Source organism: Paraliobacillus salinarum, assembly GCF_014083865.1.
GTDB lineage: Bacteria > Bacillota > Bacilli > Bacillales > Amphibacillaceae > Paraliobacillus > Paraliobacillus salinarum.
In genome coordinates this window covers 351,414-369,880 of sequence record NZ_JACEFA010000001.1, presented here as the reverse complement: position 1 = coordinate 369,880, position 18,467 = coordinate 351,414, and the positions used below count along the sequence as shown (strand labels likewise).

21 protein-coding genes and 1 pseudogene are annotated in these 18,467 nt (G+C 35.0%); 17 read left to right on the top strand and 5 right to left on the bottom strand.

Annotation, left to right across the window (positions count from 1 at the left end; all coding sequences use genetic code 11):
- Positions 1-58 precede the first annotated feature (58 nt).
- On the bottom strand, positions 59-592 hold the full coding sequence (locus tag HP569_RS01855) for a hypothetical protein (RefSeq protein ID WP_182199373.1): 534 nt from the start codon (positions 590-592) through the stop codon (positions 59-61).
- 210 nt (positions 593-802) lie between these two features.
- Here HP569_RS01855 and HP569_RS01850 point away from each other — a divergent pair, with 210 nt between their 5' ends.
- Complete coding sequence (locus HP569_RS01850) at positions 803-1,075, top strand: DUF6123 family protein (protein ID WP_182199372.1); 273 nt, start codon at positions 803-805, stop codon at positions 1,073-1,075.
- On the opposite strand, the gene HP569_RS01845 is transcribed toward HP569_RS01850, so the two are convergent.
- On the bottom strand, positions 1,072-1,476 hold the full coding sequence (locus HP569_RS01845) for a ribonuclease HI family protein (protein WP_182199371.1): 405 nt from the start codon (positions 1,474-1,476) through the stop codon (positions 1,072-1,074). The genes HP569_RS01850 and HP569_RS01845 overlap by 4 nt on opposite strands.
- A gap of 132 nt (positions 1,477-1,608) precedes the next feature.
- Here HP569_RS01845 and HP569_RS01840 point away from each other — a divergent pair, with 132 nt between their 5' ends.
- Both HP569_RS01840 and HP569_RS01835 read left to right on the top strand, forming a co-directional pair.
- Positions 1,609-2,463: a DUF72 domain-containing protein gene (locus HP569_RS01840; protein WP_182199370.1), complete on the top strand. Its 855-nt coding sequence runs from the start codon at positions 1,609-1,611 to the stop codon at positions 2,461-2,463.
- A gap of 41 nt (positions 2,464-2,504) precedes the next feature.
- The gene (locus tag HP569_RS01835; protein ID WP_246366866.1) at positions 2,505-3,119 is read left to right on the top strand and encodes an HD domain-containing protein; all 615 of its coding nucleotides are present in this window, start codon (positions 2,505-2,507) and stop codon (positions 3,117-3,119) included.
- Between the two features lie 68 nt (positions 3,120-3,187).
- Here the strand turns inward: HP569_RS01835 and HP569_RS01830 are convergent, their stop codons facing one another.
- Positions 3,188-4,210, bottom strand: a complete 1,023-nt coding sequence (locus tag HP569_RS01830) for a C40 family peptidase (RefSeq protein ID WP_182199369.1) — start codon at positions 4,208-4,210, stop codon at positions 3,188-3,190.
- A gap of 142 nt (positions 4,211-4,352) precedes the next feature.
- On the opposite strand from HP569_RS01830, the gene HP569_RS01825 reads away from it, so the two are divergent.
- The 11 genes from HP569_RS01825 to HP569_RS01775 all read left to right on the top strand — a co-directional run bounded on the left by HP569_RS01825 (position 4,353) and on the right by HP569_RS01775 (position 14,488).
- Positions 4,353-5,309: a thymidylate synthase gene (locus tag HP569_RS01825; protein ID WP_182199368.1), complete on the top strand. Its 957-nt coding sequence runs from the start codon at positions 4,353-4,355 to the stop codon at positions 5,307-5,309.
- Positions 5,310-5,327: 18 nt separating this feature from the next.
- The gene (locus HP569_RS01820; protein WP_182199367.1) at positions 5,328-5,822 is read left to right on the top strand and encodes a dihydrofolate reductase; all 495 of its coding nucleotides are present in this window, start codon (positions 5,328-5,330) and stop codon (positions 5,820-5,822) included.
- A gap of 18 nt (positions 5,823-5,840) precedes the next feature.
- Positions 5,841-6,059: a YozE family protein gene (locus HP569_RS01815; protein WP_182199366.1), complete on the top strand. Its 219-nt coding sequence runs from the start codon at positions 5,841-5,843 to the stop codon at positions 6,057-6,059.
- An 88-nt stretch (positions 6,060-6,147) separates the two neighbouring features.
- Positions 6,148-7,299 carry an exonuclease SbcCD subunit D gene (locus HP569_RS01810; protein ID WP_182199365.1) on the top strand — a complete coding sequence of 384 codons (1,152 nt, stop codon included), beginning with the start codon at positions 6,148-6,150 and terminating at the stop codon, positions 7,297-7,299.
- Between the two features lie 2 nt (positions 7,300-7,301).
- On the top strand, positions 7,302-10,409 hold the full coding sequence (locus HP569_RS01805) for an AAA family ATPase (protein WP_182199364.1): 3,108 nt from the start codon (positions 7,302-7,304) through the stop codon (positions 10,407-10,409).
- 35 nt (positions 10,410-10,444) lie between these two features.
- Positions 10,445-10,693, top strand: a complete 249-nt coding sequence (locus tag HP569_RS01800; protein WP_182199363.1) for a DUF2584 family protein — start codon at positions 10,445-10,447, stop codon at positions 10,691-10,693.
- A 640-nt stretch (positions 10,694-11,333) separates the two neighbouring features.
- On the top strand, positions 11,334-11,879 hold the full coding sequence (vrrA, locus tag HP569_RS01795) for a VrrA/YqfQ family protein (protein ID WP_182199362.1): 546 nt from the start codon (positions 11,334-11,336) through the stop codon (positions 11,877-11,879).
- Between the two features lie 70 nt (positions 11,880-11,949).
- Entirely contained in the window at positions 11,950-12,909 is a 960-nt protein-coding gene (gene msrA / locus HP569_RS01790) for a peptide-methionine (S)-S-oxide reductase MsrA (protein WP_281366357.1), read from the top strand.
- Positions 12,910-13,343: 434 nt separating this feature from the next.
- The gene (locus tag HP569_RS01785; RefSeq protein WP_182199622.1) at positions 13,344-13,547 is read left to right on the top strand and encodes a DUF6501 family protein; all 204 of its coding nucleotides are present in this window, start codon (positions 13,344-13,346) and stop codon (positions 13,545-13,547) included.
- 63 nt (positions 13,548-13,610) lie between these two features.
- Positions 13,611-14,156: a histidine phosphatase family protein gene (locus HP569_RS01780; RefSeq protein ID WP_182199361.1), complete on the top strand. Its 546-nt coding sequence runs from the start codon at positions 13,611-13,613 to the stop codon at positions 14,154-14,156.
- Positions 14,157-14,248: 92 nt separating this feature from the next.
- On the top strand, positions 14,249-14,488 hold the full coding sequence (locus HP569_RS01775) for a ferredoxin family protein (RefSeq protein ID WP_182199360.1): 240 nt from the start codon (positions 14,249-14,251) through the stop codon (positions 14,486-14,488).
- Positions 14,489-14,545: 57 nt separating this feature from the next.
- Here the strand turns inward: HP569_RS01775 and HP569_RS01770 are convergent.
- Together HP569_RS01770 and HP569_RS01765 are read right to left on the bottom strand one after the other, a co-directional pair.
- Positions 14,546-14,704: pseudogene (locus HP569_RS01770) on the bottom strand (transposase); the annotation flags it as partial.
- Positions 14,703-14,981, bottom strand: coding sequence for an acylphosphatase (locus tag HP569_RS01765; protein WP_182199359.1), 279 nt, complete (start codon positions 14,979-14,981; stop codon positions 14,703-14,705). The gene HP569_RS01765 and the pseudogene HP569_RS01770, both read right to left, overlap by 2 nt.
- Before the next feature lie 139 nt (positions 14,982-15,120).
- On the opposite strand from HP569_RS01765, the gene HP569_RS01760 reads away from it, so the two are divergent.
- From HP569_RS01760 to HP569_RS01750, 3 genes are all read left to right on the top strand, one after another.
- Entirely contained in the window at positions 15,121-16,098 is a 978-nt protein-coding gene (locus HP569_RS01760) for a P1 family peptidase (RefSeq protein ID WP_182199358.1), read from the top strand.
- Between the two features lie 88 nt (positions 16,099-16,186).
- Complete coding sequence (locus HP569_RS01755; RefSeq protein ID WP_182199357.1) at positions 16,187-17,113, top strand: peptidase U32 family protein; 927 nt, start codon at positions 16,187-16,189, stop codon at positions 17,111-17,113.
- A gap of 16 nt (positions 17,114-17,129) precedes the next feature.
- Positions 17,130-18,362, top strand: coding sequence for a peptidase U32 family protein (locus tag HP569_RS01750; protein ID WP_182199356.1), 1,233 nt, complete (start codon positions 17,130-17,132; stop codon positions 18,360-18,362).
- Positions 18,363-18,467 lie beyond the last annotated feature (105 nt).

Here is an 18,467-nt window from a genome sequence, read left to right as displayed (position 1 = left end):
AAGGTATTATTATCCGTTATCTGCTTATCTTTATTTAGTTATGTCCCAGCCTCTTATATTAGCTTAATGCGCCTGCCATATCAGGAACCATCAAATCTGCTGCTTCATAAATCTCAGCAATTTGCTCTTGGAATTTATCCCAAGTTGCTGTTGCTTCAGAAAAATCAACTTCTTCTGCATCTAAAGCTGTTGCTGCTTGCTCATAATAACTATTTAGAGTAGAGATTGCTGCCTGATATTGTTCTTTCGTTTCTTCAGGTAATTCAACTTCAATTTCATAGTTGCTTAGCAAATCATTTGCTTCTGTGGCTGCAGTTTTCGCTTCTTCTTTAGCCGTTTGAATCGCTTCTTCTGTTGCTTCTTCATCTTGAGATGTAGAGAGGTAAGTGTTGATCTTTTGTTGGTATGAAGAAACAGCTTTAGTTAAGTTAAGTTGCACATCCAGTAGAGCTACCTGTGTCTCTTTAGCATCTGCTGTTTGTTCTGTATCCTTTGCGTTGTCTTTCGTGTCTTCAGTACTTTCTTCGTCTTGTGAGCACCCAGTAATAACTAGCGCCACAATTAAGCCTAATGCAAGCAATAATCGCTTCATTCGTTGTCTCCCCTTTTATGTATATATAATATTAAGTAGTTTACTTCTTGTATTGTGAAAAGTAAAGATATGTCCCAAATGTTTAAATTTTAGTAATATTCAAATAAATATATTAATCCATTTTTGAAAATGCGACCTCTCTAGCATAATTATCAAAACTATATTATACTAGCAATAACTATGCTTGAAAGAATTCAAAGAGGTGTTTAAATGCCAAAAACTTCTTCCTTAGCGGATTTTTTAGAGATATTATGGGGAAAAGGTTTCAAATTAACGGATGAAGAGGTTCAATTCATTTACTTTGGTAAACGATATACAGAAACTAGTGACAAAATGATTATTCTAGCTTTGAAATATACGCTACAGATCCAATTTCATTTTGATCGAAGTTTTTATATTAGTTTATTAGAATTATTAATGGAACATAAGATTACAAGTGAAAAGCAAGCTGTATCTCTGTTTAAGAAGAAAGCATTGCTTTAACTGTTACTTCGTTTATCTCCTTGAATAGCGTGCCTTGCTAACCGGTCTGCCTGCTTGTTTTGACTATCGGGAATCCATTTAATGAAACAGTGAGGGAATGAAGAAATTAATTGTAAGATTTCTTCTAGCAATGGTGCGAAAGTTTTATTTTTCGTATAAGCTTTTTCAATCATATCTACTGTTAATTTAGAATCAGAACGAATAGAAATAATTTCATCTGGAAAAAGCTCTTTACATAGATGTAGTCCTTTAATTACTGCAATTAATTCTGCTTCATGATTCGTATAAGCACCAATGTGATAACTTTGTTCTATAAATACATTTTTCTTCTTTAATACAACCCCAACTCCGCTCGGACCAGGATTGCCAATCGTAGCGCCATCAACATATACTTCTAACATAATATCTATACTCCTTTTTTAATACGGGTACAATATAGCTTAATTAAAAAATGCAGTCAAGCATTTATGTGCTGCGCAAATAACTAGTTATGTTAAAATAATGAAGAAAAATATCTTTGGAGTGGATGGCAATTGTCTATTTTTATAGGATTAACCGGGTGGGGAGATCATCATTCTCTATACCATCATCAAATAAAGTCTAGTGAAAAATTAGCTACTTATAGTGCACATTTTCCAATTGTTGAAGTTGATACATCCTTTTACGCGATCCAACCTACAGAACGATATGAGAAGTGGTGTCGTGAAACAGCTGATGGTTTTAAATTCATTATTAAAGCACACCAAACGATGACAGGTCATGATCGTAAAACGATTACAAACATGCAAGCAAAAGAACTGTTTGAATCTTTTTTACATTCTATCGAGCCTGTTATTCGACATGATAAACTGTTTTATGTGTTATTTCAGTTTCCACCTTGGTTTGATGTACGCGAAGCTCATATAAAAAAATTACGGAAGATCAAACAATTACTGCCTAACCTTCCGATTGGAATAGAATTTCGTCATCAATCATGGTTTTATCCGAAAAACAAACAGCAAACGATTGCATTATTAAACGAACATGACTGGATCAATACTATTTGTGATGAGCCACAAGCGGGAGAGACATCAATACCTACTGTGTTAGAAACAACAAACAAATCACATGCCTTTATTAGAATGCACGGACGAAATTTGCACGGTTGGAATAGGAATGGTCGTGGGGAAGAATGGAGAAAAGTACGATTTCTGTATCGCTATAACGAAAAAGAATTGATAGAATGGCGCAACCATATTCAACTGTTACATAAGAAGGTAGAGCATGTCAGTATTGTTTTTAATAATAATTCAGGTGGAGATGCTGCAGATAACGCTAAACAGTTGATTGAACTTTTAGGCATTTCTTACGACAATCTCAATCCAAAGCAGCTAGATTTATTTGAATGAATCATAAGGCAGCTTACTTTTTAGAAATGGAGTGATGTTCATTGAAAAAAGATGTCATCCAACAGACAAAAGCATTTGTTTATCAACGATTTCAACATGATTCAACCGGACATGACTATGCACATATGGAACGTGTCGCTAAAATGTCTCACTATATAGCAAAGAAAGAAGATGCAGATCCTTTCTTAGCTGAAATTGCAGGTTGGTTACACGATGTGGCAGATTCTAAACTGACAGATGACCCAAAACAAGCTGAAGTAGAATTACGATCATTTTTAGAAAGTTTGTATTTAACTGAGGAGCAAATCACTGTAATTATGTCGGCAATAGAGACAGTTTCCTTTCGAAAGGGCAAGCAGCCTAACTCGGTTATAGGACAAGTTGTTCAAGACGCTGATCGACTAGATGCAATTGGTGCAATTGGCATTGCGCGGGCATTTAGCTTTGGGGGAAACAGAGAAAATACTATCTATAGCGAATCTTCTGAACAAAAAAATCAAAGTACGATACAACATTTTTATGACAAATTGTTGCGATTAAAAGACCAGCTTCACACAAACACAGCTAAACAAATAGCTAAGGAGAGACATTTGTATATGGAAGGCTTTCTGAATCAATTTTTTCAAGAGTGGGATTTTTTAAAAAAAGATGAGTAATCATTAAGCGGCATCTTAATTAAACGTAAAGAACTCCTCAAGCCATTGCATGAGGAGCTCATAATATTTTATTCAACGCTAATTCGTCTTGAACCTAAGTATCTTTGTTTCCAGTAGTTGTTGTCGATGGATGATATTTGAACACCTCTAGATGCTCCTGCATGGATAAATTGTCTGTTGCCTAAATATATACCCATATGAGATGGTCCTTTTTTATATGTTTCATAAAAAACAAAATCACCAATGGATAGGTTATTTGTTGGTTGTGCCATGTTCCAAATGTCGGATACAGTTCGAGGGATGGTAACATTCATTTGTTTAAATACATAATTAATGAACCCGCTACAATCAAAGCCAGAGGGAGATGTTCCTCCCCATACATATGGTACACCAACGTATTGCTTTGCTGTTTGTATTAATCCAGATGGTTGTGCAGCTTGGTTAGAAGTTTCTTTTGCAACCTTAACTGTTGATTTAGTAGATTTTTTCTTTGTATTGATTTGTACTGGTTGTTCATCGTTTTCTATTAAAGTAGTAATTACTTGTGGATTGATTTCTTGTTTTACTTCTAATCCATTATCTACTTGGAAATAGTATAAGGCTTGATTTGTTTTCGGGCCGAAAATACCGTCCAGTTTATCCTTGTAATAACCGAAATAATATAATGCCTTTTGAATCACTTTGACGTTATCTCCAGTCTCGCCTATAGTAAACGTCCGATCAATCTTTTTTAACGGTGCTATATATTTTTCGCGTTCGGATCGAATAATGGAAGCTATCGTTTCATTGTTTGCTTCACCAGTAATAGTTAATTGATGTTCTGCCTGATATCTTTTCAATGCATATTCTGTAAAGATCCCAAACTCTCCATTTATTTCTTTATCGTAATAGGACAAAACGTTTAATTTTTGTTGCAACACGCGTATAGCCTCATTGTGTTGTCCATAGGATAATTCCTGCTCAGTCTGTTGAAAAATTTCATTTTGCAAAGATGGATAGGCATCAATGTAAAATGAGAATGGTTGACTAAGGATATAGCCATAAGCCATTGAATGCTTGATGATCTGTTGGGCTTGTAATGATGCAAGCATATTTTATGCCTCCTTCCGATGTCAGTCTGTATTTAAGTGTATGATGCACTAAAAAGAAAGATGTTCTATTGAATGAAACGAAATATTTTTGTAATATGGAACAATAAGCAATTTTAGAAAATGAAAACTGAGGTGGATATAGATGCAAGGTGAAAAAGGTTATTTGGAATTATGTGAACATATTTTAACGAATGGAAATATAAAATCAGATCGGACAAACACTGGTACATATTCTGTATTTGGTCAACAAATGCGCTTTTCATTACAAGAAGGTTTTCCTTTATTAACAACAAAGCGTGTCCCGTTTCGTCTAATCGCAAGCGAATTAATCTGGTTTATTAAAGGAGATACAAATATTCGTTACTTGCTACAAAACAACAATAATATCTGGAACGAATGGGCTTTTAAGAAATGGGTAGAAAGCGATGAATATCAAGGACCCGATATGACTGATTTTGGTAATCGATCTCAAACGGATCAAGCATTTAAAGAACAATATCAACAAGAAATGGAGAAATTCAAACAACGTATCATAGAAGAGGATGCATTTGCTGAGCAGTATGGTGACCTTGGCTCTGTTTATGGTAAGCAATGGCGTAATTGGCAAACATCTCGTGGGGACACGATTGATCAATTAAAACAAGTTGTTGAATCGATCAAAACAAATCCGGATTCTAGAAGACATATTGTTACAGCATGGAATCCTGAAGATGTTCCAAGTAATATGGCTTTACCACCTTGCCACACGATGTTTCAATTTTATGTAGCAGATGGAAAACTTTCTTGTCAATTATACCAACGTAGTGGAGATGTTTTCCTTGGTGTGCCTTTTAATATCGCTAGCTATGCGCTACTTACTCATTTAATTGCGCATGAATGTAATCTTGAAGTTGGAGATTTTGTTCATACACTAGGAGATGCACATATTTATTCAAATCACATCACACAAGTGAAGACACAATTAGAGCGCGAAATTTACGAATTTCCTACGTTAACGATTAGTAACTCACTTACTTCCATTTTTGATATTGAAATGGATGATATTTCAATTGATAACTATAAGTCTCATCCTGCAATCAAAGCACCAGTAGCTGTTTAATACAAGGGGGAAGTAAAAGTGATATCATTTATGTTCGCAATGGATAAAAATCAAGTGATTGGTCATGAGCAATGGATGCCATGGAATTTACCACGTGATTTGCAACATTTTAAAAAGAAAACATTGAATCACACTATCGTTATGGGGAGAAAAACGTTTGAATCGTTTAATAAACCTTTACCTAAAAGGGAAAATGTGATCATAACAAGAGATGAATCATATGAACGAGAAGGTTGTACAGTCATCCATTCCATTGAGACTTTATTAGATTGGAATAAAACACACCCAGATAAAGAATATTTCGTTATTGGTGGTGGGGAAATTTTCAAACAATTATTGCCATATGCTGATCGAATGTATATGACATATATCAATGAAACGTTTGAAGGGGACACATTCTTTCCAAGTTATGACGAAACAGAGTGGACATTGATGGATAAAGAGCAGGGTATTCAAGATGAAAACAATCCACATGAATATTATTTCTTGCAATATGATCGTGTAAATAAATAGATAGCAGGGAGCGAGTAAATGCATTCTTTTTATCAATATATGATGCGTTATCGTGGTGCAAAACATATCACTAATGAAAGTAAGCTTGCAGAATGGATGTTTCGTGATCATGATTTTCCTAAACATAGTACATCTTATGATGAAATTAGTAGTTACCTAGAATGGAATATTCCATTTACTGAAGCATTACAAGTTTTTGATCAACTATGGGAACAATACCGGAACGATACAACTTAGACTCTAGTACAAGCTGGAGTCTTTTTTTCGCAACTATTTGTTTGATTATAATGGGTAAAAATATTTTTTAAAATAAGGGAGGATAAACATGCGAATACTTCATACAGCTGATTGGCATTTAGGAAAGATCGTACATGGTGTTCATATGACCAATGATCAAGCCCATGTTCTGGACCAACTGTTAAAGATAATAAAGGATGAAAAGCCAGATTGCCTTATAATTGCAGGTGACATTTATGACCGTTCGATTCCACCAAAAGAAGCGGTGCAATTACTTGATCATGTATTGACAGAAATCATCGTAGATTTTCAAATCCCAATCCTAATTATTTCTGGTAATCATGATAGTCCAGATCGTTTACAATTTGGTAATCGTCTATTTAGAGAAAATCAGCTAATTATTCAGACAAATATTAGCCAATCTGCTGAAACGATTACGTTACATGATGAAGACGGACCTGTTCATTTTCACCTTATTCCTTATATTGAGCCAGCTGATGCGCGGGCATATTTTGGAGATGAAACAATTAACTCCCATGAACAAGCAATGGAGAAAATTGTGGAGGAGATAAAGCAACATGCTGACATGAAAGAACGCAATGTTATCGTAGGACATGCCTTTTTAGCGGGTGGGATGGAATCTGAATCAGAAGAACGTTTGTCGATGATAGGTGGCAGTCCGTATATTGATAGTCAGCTCTTTAAGGACTTTTCTTACGTAGCATTAGGGCATCTCCATCAACGACAGAAAGTAAATTTTGATCATATTCAGTATAGTGGTTCGATTTTAAAATATTCTTTTTCTGAAGAGAAGCATATAAAATCGGTTCAGATGGTGGAGTTAACAAAAGATGAGTTGCAAATAAAACGAATTCCTTTAGACCCGAAATATGATATGCGTATTATTGAAGGTTATTTTCAAGAAATCTTAACTTCAGAAACGTATCCAGCATCTGATGATTATTTACATATTCGTTTATTAGACGACGGGCAATTAATTGATCCTATTGGCAAATTGAGAAAAAAATTCCCGAACACGTTGCGACTAGAACGAGCAGTTTTGCAAGGGACAAAAAAATTAGATGATTTGCAGCGGATGAAGGAAAGGCAACAGATGAATCACGAACAATTATTTTCATCCTTCTATGAAGAGCTTAAGGGAGAAACTTTACCACCAAGCAGAGCTGCTTATATTAATCAAATCATTGATCAACTTACTAGGAAAGAGAGAGGGAAATAACGATGCGAGCAATGACATTAGAATTAGCTGCATTTGGCCCATATAAAGAGAAGCAGACAATTGACTTTCGTTCGTTAGGCAATGAAACAATATTTTTAGTTACCGGACCAACAGGAGCTGGTAAAACTTCTATATTTGATGCGATTTGTTTTGCGTTATACGGTAGAGCTAGCGGCAGTGACCGTGATCAAGACACGTTTCGAAGCCAATTTGCCACGTCTGATGAAATCACTTATGTATCCTTTACTTTTGAGCTAAGAGGAAAACAATATCTTGTTCACCGCAAGCCAAAACAACCTCGTAAAAAAGAAAGAGGCGAAGGATTTCGTGAAGATCCGACCCAAGCTGAGCTATATCAATTGATCAATGACGAAAAACAGCTCATGTATTCAAAGGTGAAGGATGTGGATGGGACAGTTGAGGCATTACTAGGACTGGATTATGATCAGTTTAGAAAGATGATTATGATTCCACAAGGAGAATTCCGTAAGCTCATCGCTGAAAATAGTAAGGCTCGTGAAGAAATTTTACAAAAGATCTTTCAGACATACTTTTACCAAGAGATAACCGAAGAATTAAAAAACCAATCGAAAGAAAAAGAAAAAGTAATCGAGCAACTAGAATGGAAGATTGACCAAGAATTACAAACAATCGATTGGCTCAGTTTCGAAGATGAAGTGGATAGCAAACAAATTATTGATAAGCTAGAAAGTCAGCTATCATTAAATAAACAAAAAGAAGAGGCATTAACGACACAACAAAAAGAAACAGAAGCTAGACTTCAAGCCAAGCAACAGGAATATTGGCAAGGTGTCGAATTGGCAAACAAATTTAAACAACAACAAGAGCTGATGCAGGAACAACATGATTTAGAACAACAAAAGGACGCGATAGCACAAAAGCAAGAACAGGTGAAGTGGGCGAAGAAAGCCAAACAGATTGAATTAGCAGAGAACCAATACAATGAACGAGCAGAAGAAGCAGCTGTTCAAAAAGAAAAAGTTAACAATCAAAAGAACAGCGTGTTGAATGAACAACAACAGCTAGAACATATAATAGAAAAAGAAAAAGCCTATCGTGAAAGCTTAGAACAAAAAGAAAAAGAACGACAGCTGGTTACTGAAAAGAAACAAAAGTTAATTAAATTACAAAACTATCAAGCAATTAAACAAAAGTTAGCTACTGTTAACAAAGAACGCTCACAAAAGGATCAATCCTTACAAACGAAGAAGCAAGCAAAAATAGATAACCAACAACGATTAAATGAGATAGAGCAAATGTCTGGTGATGAAAGTAACCTGACTAAACAGTATTACGAAGTCCAACAAACGAATGAAAATGCTGCAAACATGCATCAAAAATCACTTCAGTTTTCAAATGAATTTGCTGAATTAAAGAAATTACGTCAGCATTTTTTGAAAATTAATGAACAATACAAGCAATACGAAAACCAGGTAATTGAATTGCGTGCACATTTAAAGGAAATTGAAGAAAACCAGAAACAAGCCCATGCTGTCATGCTTGCCGAACAATTAGTAAACGGTGATCCTTGTCCCGTGTGTGGTTCAGAACATCACCCTAATATAGCAACCCAGGATAAACCGGCATATTCCTCAAAGGTTTATGAAGAACAGAAGGAAACACTTGCTAAAGTTGAAGAGGAACAGAAGAAATTTACTAATAAATATGTTCAAGCTAAAGCAGATGGAGAGGCAAAACGTCAAGTTGTAGATAATCTTGCCGAAGATCTTGTAATCACAATAAATGATGCAGATGAACAAATGATTCAAGATCTAATCACAAAATGGAAAGATAAAATGGAAACATCCGATCAAGAATTACAACAAATACGTAAACAACTAAACAAGATCTCCAAGTTAAAAGAAGAACGAAAACAATTACAAGAAAGCATTAGTGTATTAGATCAAGACATCGAAAAAATAGAAAAACAAGTGCAAGATCAATATAAAACAATCTGGACGTATGAATCACAGCTTCAACAATTAAAAGAAGAGCTACCAGAAGAAGCATTTACGGTAGATAACTGGGAAGAAAGCTTATTAAGAGAAGAACAAGCGTTGGCTCAATGGTTTTATGAATGGGATAAGATTGAACAGAAGAAGAATGAGCAAATAACAAAAGTAGATCAAGCCAAAACAACACTAACTTCTCATGAATCATTTTTAAAAGAATTAGAAGTTAAAAAAGATAAAGCATTAAAGACATTTCAAGAGCATTTGATAGCTAATGGTTTTAAAGATCTATTGGATTATCAGAAAGCCAAGTTAACAGAGACTCAATTGGACAAGTTATCTGCTGAAATTGAACGTTTTAATCAATCAGAAACTAAAGTAAAAGAACAGCTTGCTTTCTTAACGAATCAATTGCAAGGCAAACATTCTCCAAATATAGAAGCACTAAATGAAAATGTAAAAGTAGAAGAAGAGCAATTAGAAAAGCATCGTATGGAATTACAGCAATTAAAAACAAAAATGACTAAACTAACGGAAGTGATCACATCTGTTAACCATTTGCGTGACCAGAAACAAGAAGAAGAATCCGCATTTGTAGATATTTCTGCATTAGCAAGTCTTGCACAAGGTCAGAATCATTTACGATTGTCATTTGAAAGATATGTACTAGCATCGTTTTTAGATGAAATTTTGTTACAAGCAAATATTCGCTTAGATCAACTAACCGAACATCGCTATCAATTGCTAAGAAGTAATCAAGTAGCGAAAAAAGGTGCACAAAGTGGTCTTGATTTGGAAGTGTTGGATCAATATACTGGCCAACAACGATCTGTTAAAACATTATCTGGTGGAGAAGGATTTAAAACATCGCTTAGTTTAGCATTGGGAATGGCTGATGTAGTTCAGGCACATGCTGGAGGCGTGCAATTGGAGACCTTATTCATTGATGAAGGATTTGGAACATTAGATGACCTTTCATTAGCACAAGCGATTGAATGTTTGAAAGGATTACAACAGTCTAATCGAATGTTAGGTATTATTTCACACGTACCGCAGTTAAAAGAGGAGATCTATGCCCAACTGCAGATTATACCATCACCAAATGGTTCACATGCTAGCTTTACATTTAAAAAATGATATACTGAAACTATAAATAAGTTGGAGGGAAAATAATGACCGTACCTTTTTCCATCGAATGGAAGCTTGTAACTGGAGGAAACGAACAACGTGTAGAAGATAGAGAGAATTTTTTCTCGATTGTGTTAGACGGCTATCAATTATTTCCTATGGAAGAGCAGATTGAAATTCAAAGAAATCAATCCTCTGATCTAATTGGATTCGGAAAAGTTGTCGAATTAACATGGAAAAATAACCAAACAATTTGCACGTACCAACTTGTTTCGTTACATAGTGTCAATTAATAACAAAGAAAAGTGCGAACAATGGATTTTTCTGCGCTTGCCCGGGAAATAATTACACTATATCAATAAGATTTTTATTAATTTTTATTTGGATTGAGGCTGGGATAAAGCAACATTTCTAAATAAAAAATACGTGCTTTTAGTTTAATTAAGAAGAACAAACACCGCTGTGGAAATATACTCCCTTTCCGCAGGCACGGCTTCAGCTAACTCCTTAAAGCAAAAGAACGCTTTAAGGAGTGGATCTTCAGCTCGCGCTGTTCCTGCAGGAGTATCGTATATTCCCACAGCTAATGTGTCTGCTCGAAAAAATACGGATAATGATCCTTAAACAAGGTATTATTATCCGTTTTCTCATGATTTTTATTTAGTTATGTCCCGTCCTTATTCCATTTTTTTGAGAATGAAAAATAATATAAAAATCGAACCATACTCGGGCTACGGAAATACACTGCGCGTTCTTAGTGTTTGCGCTATTCCTCAAGGAGTCTCTTTGTATTTCCTTCACATAAATTCACAGTTCCCTATAGTCGTTTCAAGTATTTCAATAGATATTTAGTGAATAATCATATAGCCTACACTTTTTTTTTGGTCTTACGTACACTAACATAGAAGTATTTTAATGAAATGAGGGAGCGATATGTTTCCACCGTTACAAGGAAGACCACCAATACAACCAAATATGTCACCAATGAATATGCAAGGCTTTCAGCAGTGGGGAGGAATGCCCGCGGCCTATCAACCAACTACCGTAGCGCCAAGGGGTGGGTTACAAGGTATCATTCAAAAATTATTGCCTTCTCAAGTAGGAAGTCAATTACCTACAGCAGCAGCTACTACAGGTGGCGGAGGAATAACGAACACATTATCAAACATTCAACAAATTTTAAAAATGTCTCAATCCGTTACGCCGATTATTCAGCAATATGGTCCGATGGTGAAAAATCTTCCGACAATGTTATCTCTATTAAAAGCTTTTCAAGAAGCGGATGGCGAGGAAGAAGCGGAAGAAGAAGCTACTACAAGTGAAACAGATGAAAGTAATGAGCAAATGAATGAAAATGAAGATGAATTGATCGAAAATAAATCTCCCGTTACAACAAATAATGAAAATATCTATTTAATTGAGACAGATAAGTCCGATACAAATCAATTAAACGGATCAAAACCAAAGCTCTTTATTTGATATTGCTACTTAACCTAACTTACAATAGACGTAATAGTTAAAGACTATAATCTGTTAGGAGGAATCTATTTTGGATCAAGAATTTGCTTTAGCAACATTCGCCGGGGGATGTTTTTGGTGTATGGTTGAACCATTTGATGAACAGCCTGGAATTGAAAAAGTTGTATCAGGTTATACTGGAGGACATACAGAAAATCCAACCTACGAGGAAGTATGTTCGAATACAACTGGGCACCTCGAGGCTGTTCAAATTACTTATCAACCCGATATTTTTCCATATGAAAAATTGCTAGAACTGTTTTGGCAGCAAATTGATCCAACTGATTCAGGTGGACAATTTAATGATCGTGGTGAATCTTATCAAACTGCGATTTTTTATCATAATGATACACAAAAACAGTTGGCTATGGCTTCTAAGGAATCATTAAGTCAATCTGGTAAATTTAATAAACCAATTGCTACAAGCATTCTACCAGCAAAAACATTTTATCCAGCTGAAGAAAAGCACCAAGATTATTATAAGAAAAATGCGTTTCATTATCGATTATATAAAAAGGGATCAGGAAGAGAAGACTTTATTCAACAGCATTGGAAACAGAAACATACGAAAGCGGAGCTAAAAAAGATTCTTTCTCCAATTCAATACCATGTAACCCAGGAAAACGGTACAGAGCGCCCTTATCAAAACGAGTTTTATGATTTAGAGGAAGATGGTATTTACGTTGACATTGTTAGCGGTGAACCATTGTTTTCATCTAAAGACAAATATGATGCGGGCTGTGGTTGGCCAAGCTTTACTAAACCACTTAACCGCATGCAATTAAAAGAGAATTTAGATACAACACATGGCATGAGGCGAATTGAAATTCGTAGTAAAGATGCTGATTCTCACCTTGGCCATGTATTTGATGATGGACCAATTGATCAAGGTGGCATGAGATATTGTATGAACTCAGCGGCAATGCGTTTCATTCCAAAGGAGAAACTAAAAGAAGAAGGATATGAACAATTTCTATCACTATTTGAATAATACAATAGGAGCTACCTAAAGAATGGTGCTGTTAGTGATGAATGAGTTTTTTGAAATTGGCATAGTCTAAATGCTTTAGGCTATGCCTTTTATGTTGCTTTCTAACTCCGTTGACTTCTACTTCAGGTGGATGCTTTTTCCCAGCAGGGTCGCCACCTCACGTTCCAATCAACTAGACTACATCTACTCACTCGTTTTTTATCTCCACTTAAATCCTCTCATTCCGCTAGTTTATTTTCATCACTTCTAGCAATCCTTAAATCGGTGGCTTTTTGTATAGTTGAAAATCCCATGCAATTAAACTAGATTTTTAGAATAAATATTTAATTAACGTAAAAATCACACGAATAATTACAGTTTGACTTATTTTTTTGTAATATTCGTGCTAAAATAGAAATGTGTTAGTATGAGAGAGAGAAAGAGGGTGCATAATGGTGATACACCATACTTGGGACAAGTCTAATACGATTAAAAAAATAAAGTGTGTCCATGCGGATGCGAAAAAGTTTGTCGTTCATCATGTCCTGACTCCAGGAAAAGTATATGATGTAAAAAATGAAACAGATGAATTCTATTTTATTATAGACAATTCAAATCGTATTGGTGGATTTAAAAAAGAATATTTTGTAGAACAATAGATAATAAGAAATGTTCAGGAACATTTTCGATAACGATATCCTCTTTACATAGGAGCTGATTTAGTGAAGCAACTAATTTTGATTCGACATTGCCAAGCAGAAGGACAACATATGGATTCTCCATTAACACAGCATGGAGTGAATCAAGCGCATCGTTTAGCATTATTTTTGGAAGACAACGATTGTAAAGTCAACCGAATAATCTCTAGTCCATTTATGCGTGCCATCGAAACGATTAAACCTTATGCTGCAGCACAGCATATTCCTATTGAGCAAGATGTTCGTCTGGAAGAAAGGGTCTTGAGTAATGAACCAATAGACGATTGGTTAGATATTTTGGAGTTATCATTTCAAGATTTAGATTTTTCTTTATCAGGTGGAGAATCATCCAATGATGCATTAAAAAGAGGGTTATCAGTAATAGATGAATGCTTGCAAGATCAAACAAATGACTGTGTAGCTATCGTTACACATGGAAATCTATTAAGTATTATATTAGCTCATTATTTAAAAGATTTTGGTTTTGAGGATTGGAAAACATTGACCACTCCAGATGTGTATGCACTCGAATTTAAAGATGAGACCTGTCAGGTTCGTCATATTTGGTAGTATCAAAAATGATAATTACCAATTTTATTTGGGTACAATAGCATTATTGTGGTAAGATATAGAATAGTAATTTTTTTAAGGAGGTATTTTTCTTGGCTTTTGTAATTACATCACCTTGTATTGAAGAAAAAGCAGGCGAATGTGTAGAAGTTTGCCCTGTAGATTGTATAGAAGAAGGAAAAGATATGTTTTATATTGATCCGGATATTTGTATTGATTGTGGAGCTTGTGAAGCTGTTTGTCCGGTAGAGGCAATCTTTATGGAAGATGAAGTTCCAGATGAGGAACATGACTATATTGCACTTAATCGTAAATTCTTTGAAGAAAAATAAACTGATTTTTTTTACACGTCCTGAAGCGGCTAAGCTCCTATAGGACGTGTATTATTTTTATGTTTTTATTTGTTCTACTGGTATGAATTTAAAGTGCAACAGTATTCGTTTCTTGTAATTTGTAAAATTTCGACAGCCATAGGCAACTCGATTTGATACTTTAACTTTACTAATCATTCCTTCGATACGACAGTTATTGTACAAACTTTTCATACTACCGAACTTCAAACGACGTATATCCTTTTAAGTCATCATAAGTATTTACATCTACATGATCAACATGAATAAATCGTCTTGGCCCTTTTTTTATTAGTTCAACAAATTGATTAACAACCTTTGATTCACCTTCTGCTTCTATTTCAACTGTTCCATCGGATAGGTTTCTGACCCAACCAGTTAGCCCCATTTCGTTTGCTTTCATTTGTGTCGTATACCGAAAGCCAACACCTTGAACCATGCCACTAACAATCATATGTGTTCGTATCATACTCATTTAATCACCTCAAAAATATTGTTATTATTCTATTTACCATATAAGATGAAATCAAACTAGTAATTTAATTTTTTTCTATTTTAATTATATTAAAGATAAAAGTAAATGACTATAAAAATAGGAAGGAGTTGTAAAAAAGATGCTACAAGAGATTTCAATCAATAAAATTAAAGGGTTTTCTATTGGGCATGCGCAATATCAAGAAGCCGCAACAGGATGCACAGTAATCATTAACAAAAATGGTGCAGTAACTGGTGTTGATGTACGAGGTGGGTCTCCAGGTACACGAGAGACAGATTTATTAAAATCAGAAAATCTTGTTCAAGAAACACACGCCGTTTTTTTAAGTGGTGGTAGTGCATTTGGTTTAAGTGTAGCAGATGGGATTATGCAATATTTAGAAGAGCGAAAAATAGGCTTTGATGTAGGTGTTGCACGTGTTCCAATTGTACCTGGTGCTATTTTGTTTGATCTAACAGTTGGTGATGCTTCGATTCGACCAGACGCCAGTTTAGGTTATCAAGCGTGTCTTGATGCGGAAACAACCAAGGAAGCAACGAATGGTTCTATTGGAGCCGGAACTGGTGCAACCGTAGGAAAATGTTTAGGTACTTCTTTTTCCATGAAAGGTGGCTTAGGTACTTTTGCAATACAAATTGGTGAACTCCAAGTCGGTGCGGTAGTTGCAGTTAATAGCTTTGGCGATATATTCGATCCGGGCGAAAATCAAATTATTGCTGGTGCTTATGATCGCGAAAATAATCAATTACTACACACAGAAGAACAATTATTGTCACAATTAGATAAACAGACAAATCGTTTCTCTACAAATACTTCGATTGGTACGATTATTACTAATGCAAAAGCAACAAAAGCTGAAATGAACAAGCTTGCGAGTATAGCACATGATGGATTCGCTAGAACGATGCGTCCTTCTCATACACTTATTGATGGTGACACTATTTTTGCGATGACATCAAACGAAGTCTCTGTTGATCTTAATATTGTAGGAATGCTTGCAGTACAAGCAATAGAACAAGCAGTTATTAATGGAATCAAACATGCACAAACAGTAGATGGACAGCCAAGCTATACAGATATTATTAAAAACAAATAAAAAAGTATGTTTAATTGTGATATTTGTCACAGAAAATATTGAAATTTAATTCATAATAAATAGTAGACTGCAATTTTGAGGTGAAGTTATGGGAAGTCCTTATCAACCAGAGTTAATCGCTACTGCTAGAGATATGAATGAAGTACAAAAGTTAATTGATGTTGGTGTAGATGCGATTACGATTGGTCATCAAAACTACGGATTACGTGTTACTGGTGACTTTTCAATTGAAGAAATAAAAGCAGCAACCACATACTGTCATCAACATGGTGTGAAGGTATACATTTTAACTAATGCTATTTTTCACAATGATATATTAGAAACCATACCAACGTATTTAAAGGAACTAGAATCTGTTAAAGTTGACGGGATTATTTGTGGAGATCCATCTATTTTTATGATTGTCTCATCATATGACATTCATATACCTATTATATGGAATCCTGAAACATTAGCAACAAATTATGAAACACTAAATTATTGGCATCAAAAAGGCATTAGCCGCGCTATTCTATCAAACGAATTAGCAATCGATGCAATCAAAGAAATTAATGAACAAGTTTCGTTTCCTGTTGATATTCAAGTACACGGTATGACTTGTATTTTTCAATCGAAGCGAAAATTAGTTGAAAATTATTACCGTCATATAGATAAATCATATGATCGACAACAGGTGATGCATATTACACAAGGTAAAGAAGAGGATACACATTACCCGATATTCGAGGATGTAAATGGCACACATATTATGAGTGACGCAGATTTGTGTATGATTGATCATTTACCTTTATTATTAGATGCAAAAATTCACGGTCTTCGGATTAATGGGATATTAAAATCTACTGACTATCATGTAGAAATTACACAATTATACAAAGAAGCAATAGATACGTATTTAGAGGATCCAACTCAATTTGAGTTGAAAAAAGCAGGGTTCAAACAACGTATTTATAATATACAACCTGAAGATCGAAAATTAGGAACTGGATTCTATTTTAAGGAACAGATCTATTAGTTAGAGGAGTATTATCATGACTGACATACAAACACAAACAAAGCCAGAGCTACTTGCTCCAGCTGGTAATTTAGAAAAACTAAAATTTGCAATTCATTATGGTGCTGATGCTGTATATATTGGCGGCAAGCAATTTGGTCTTCGTTCAAAAGCTGGGAATTTTTCGTATGAGGATATGAAAGAAGGCATTGCTTTTGCAAGAAAATATGGAGCGAAAGTGTATGTAGCGGCTAATATTATCGCACACAACGAAAATTTAGCGGGAGCAAAAGATTATTTTAAAAAACTTTACGAAGTTGGGATAGATGCAGTAATTGTTGCTGATCCAGCCTTAATTGCCGCTTGTAAAGAAGCTGCACCTGATCTTGAGATTCATATTAGTACCCAAGCATCGATTGCCAACTGGCGCACGGTAGAATTTTGGAAAAATGAAGGTATTCCTCGTGTCGTATTAGCTAGAGAAGTTTCTTTAGAAGAAATAAAAGAAATGAAAGAGAAAGTTGATATTGAATTAGAAGCCTTTATTCATGGAGCGATGTGTATATCCTATTCCGGTCGTTGTGTATTATCGAATCATATGACGGCACGTGATGCGAACAGAGGTGGCTGTGCCCAATCTTGCCGTTGGAAATATGATTTATTTGAAGATGGAACAGATGGATCAGAAAACATTTCAGAACAATCAGATGAGTCCTATACGATGAGCTCACAAGACTTAAGCATGGTTGAACATATGCCAGATTTATTAGCTGCTGGCGTAGATAGTCTGAAAATTGAAGGTAGAATGAAGAGTATTCACTATGTAGCTACAGTTGTAAATGTGTATCGTAAAATTATCGACACATACTTTGAAGATCCAGATCATTTTGAAATAGATCCGGAATGGGTAGATGAAATCTGGAAAGCTGCACAACGCTCCTTAACGACTGCCTTTTACTATAATGAGCCTACTGAGAAAGATCAATTATTCGGTAAACCAGCACGTATCCCGAAATATGACTTTGCAGGTCTTGTACTCGACTATGATGAGGCAACACAAATAGCAACCATTCAACAACGAAATAGTTTTGGCGTTGGTGATGAAGTTGAATTTTTCGGACCGAATTTTTATCATTTCAAACAAACGATTGAAGAAATTTGGGATGAAAACGGAGAGCCGATTGATCGAGCAAAACATGCCATGATGATTACGAAAGTGAAAGTAGATCAACCATTAAAATATTATGATATGATGCGAAAACGCAAATAATATATAAACGAAAACTCTTTTTATACTTCTGTGTAAGAAGAGTTTTTTGTATGCCTGCATGTTCCTTCGTTCATACTAATAAAAAGGATGGAGGTTAGTAGGAAC

Bases quoted from the DNA above. Each gene is read 5' to 3' on its own strand.
- HP569_RS01855 (WP_182199373.1), bottom strand. From the start codon at position 592: ATGAAGCGATTATTGCTTGCATTAGGCTTAATTGTGGCGCTAGTTATT.
- HP569_RS01850 (WP_182199372.1), top strand. From the start codon at position 803: ATGCCAAAAACTTCTTCCTTAGCGGATTTTTTAGAGATATTATGGGGA.
- HP569_RS01845 (WP_182199371.1), bottom strand. From the start codon at position 1,476: ATGTTAGAAGTATATGTTGATGGCGCTACGATTGGCAATCCTGGTCCG.
- HP569_RS01830 (WP_182199369.1), bottom strand. From the start codon at position 4,210: ATGCTTGCATCATTACAAGCCCAACAGATCATCAAGCATTCAATGGCT.
- HP569_RS01825 (WP_182199368.1), top strand. From the start codon at position 4,353: ATGCAAGGTGAAAAAGGTTATTTGGAATTATGTGAACATATTTTAACG.
- HP569_RS01815 (WP_182199366.1), top strand. From the start codon at position 5,841: ATGCATTCTTTTTATCAATATATGATGCGTTATCGTGGTGCAAAACAT.
- HP569_RS01810 (WP_182199365.1), top strand. From the start codon at position 6,148: ATGCGAATACTTCATACAGCTGATTGGCATTTAGGAAAGATCGTACAT.
- HP569_RS01805 (WP_182199364.1), top strand. From the start codon at position 7,302: ATGCGAGCAATGACATTAGAATTAGCTGCATTTGGCCCATATAAAGAG.
- HP569_RS01800 (WP_182199363.1), top strand. From the start codon at position 10,445: ATGACCGTACCTTTTTCCATCGAATGGAAGCTTGTAACTGGAGGAAAC.
- vrrA (WP_182199362.1), top strand. From the start codon at position 11,334: ATGTTTCCACCGTTACAAGGAAGACCACCAATACAACCAAATATGTCA.
- HP569_RS01765 (WP_182199359.1), bottom strand. From the start codon at position 14,981: ATGAGTATGATACGAACACATATGATTGTTAGTGGCATGGTTCAAGGT.
- HP569_RS01760 (WP_182199358.1), top strand. From the start codon at position 15,121: ATGCTACAAGAGATTTCAATCAATAAAATTAAAGGGTTTTCTATTGGG.
- HP569_RS01755 (WP_182199357.1), top strand. From the start codon at position 16,187: ATGGGAAGTCCTTATCAACCAGAGTTAATCGCTACTGCTAGAGATATG.
- HP569_RS01750 (WP_182199356.1), top strand. From the start codon at position 17,130: ATGACTGACATACAAACACAAACAAAGCCAGAGCTACTTGCTCCAGCT.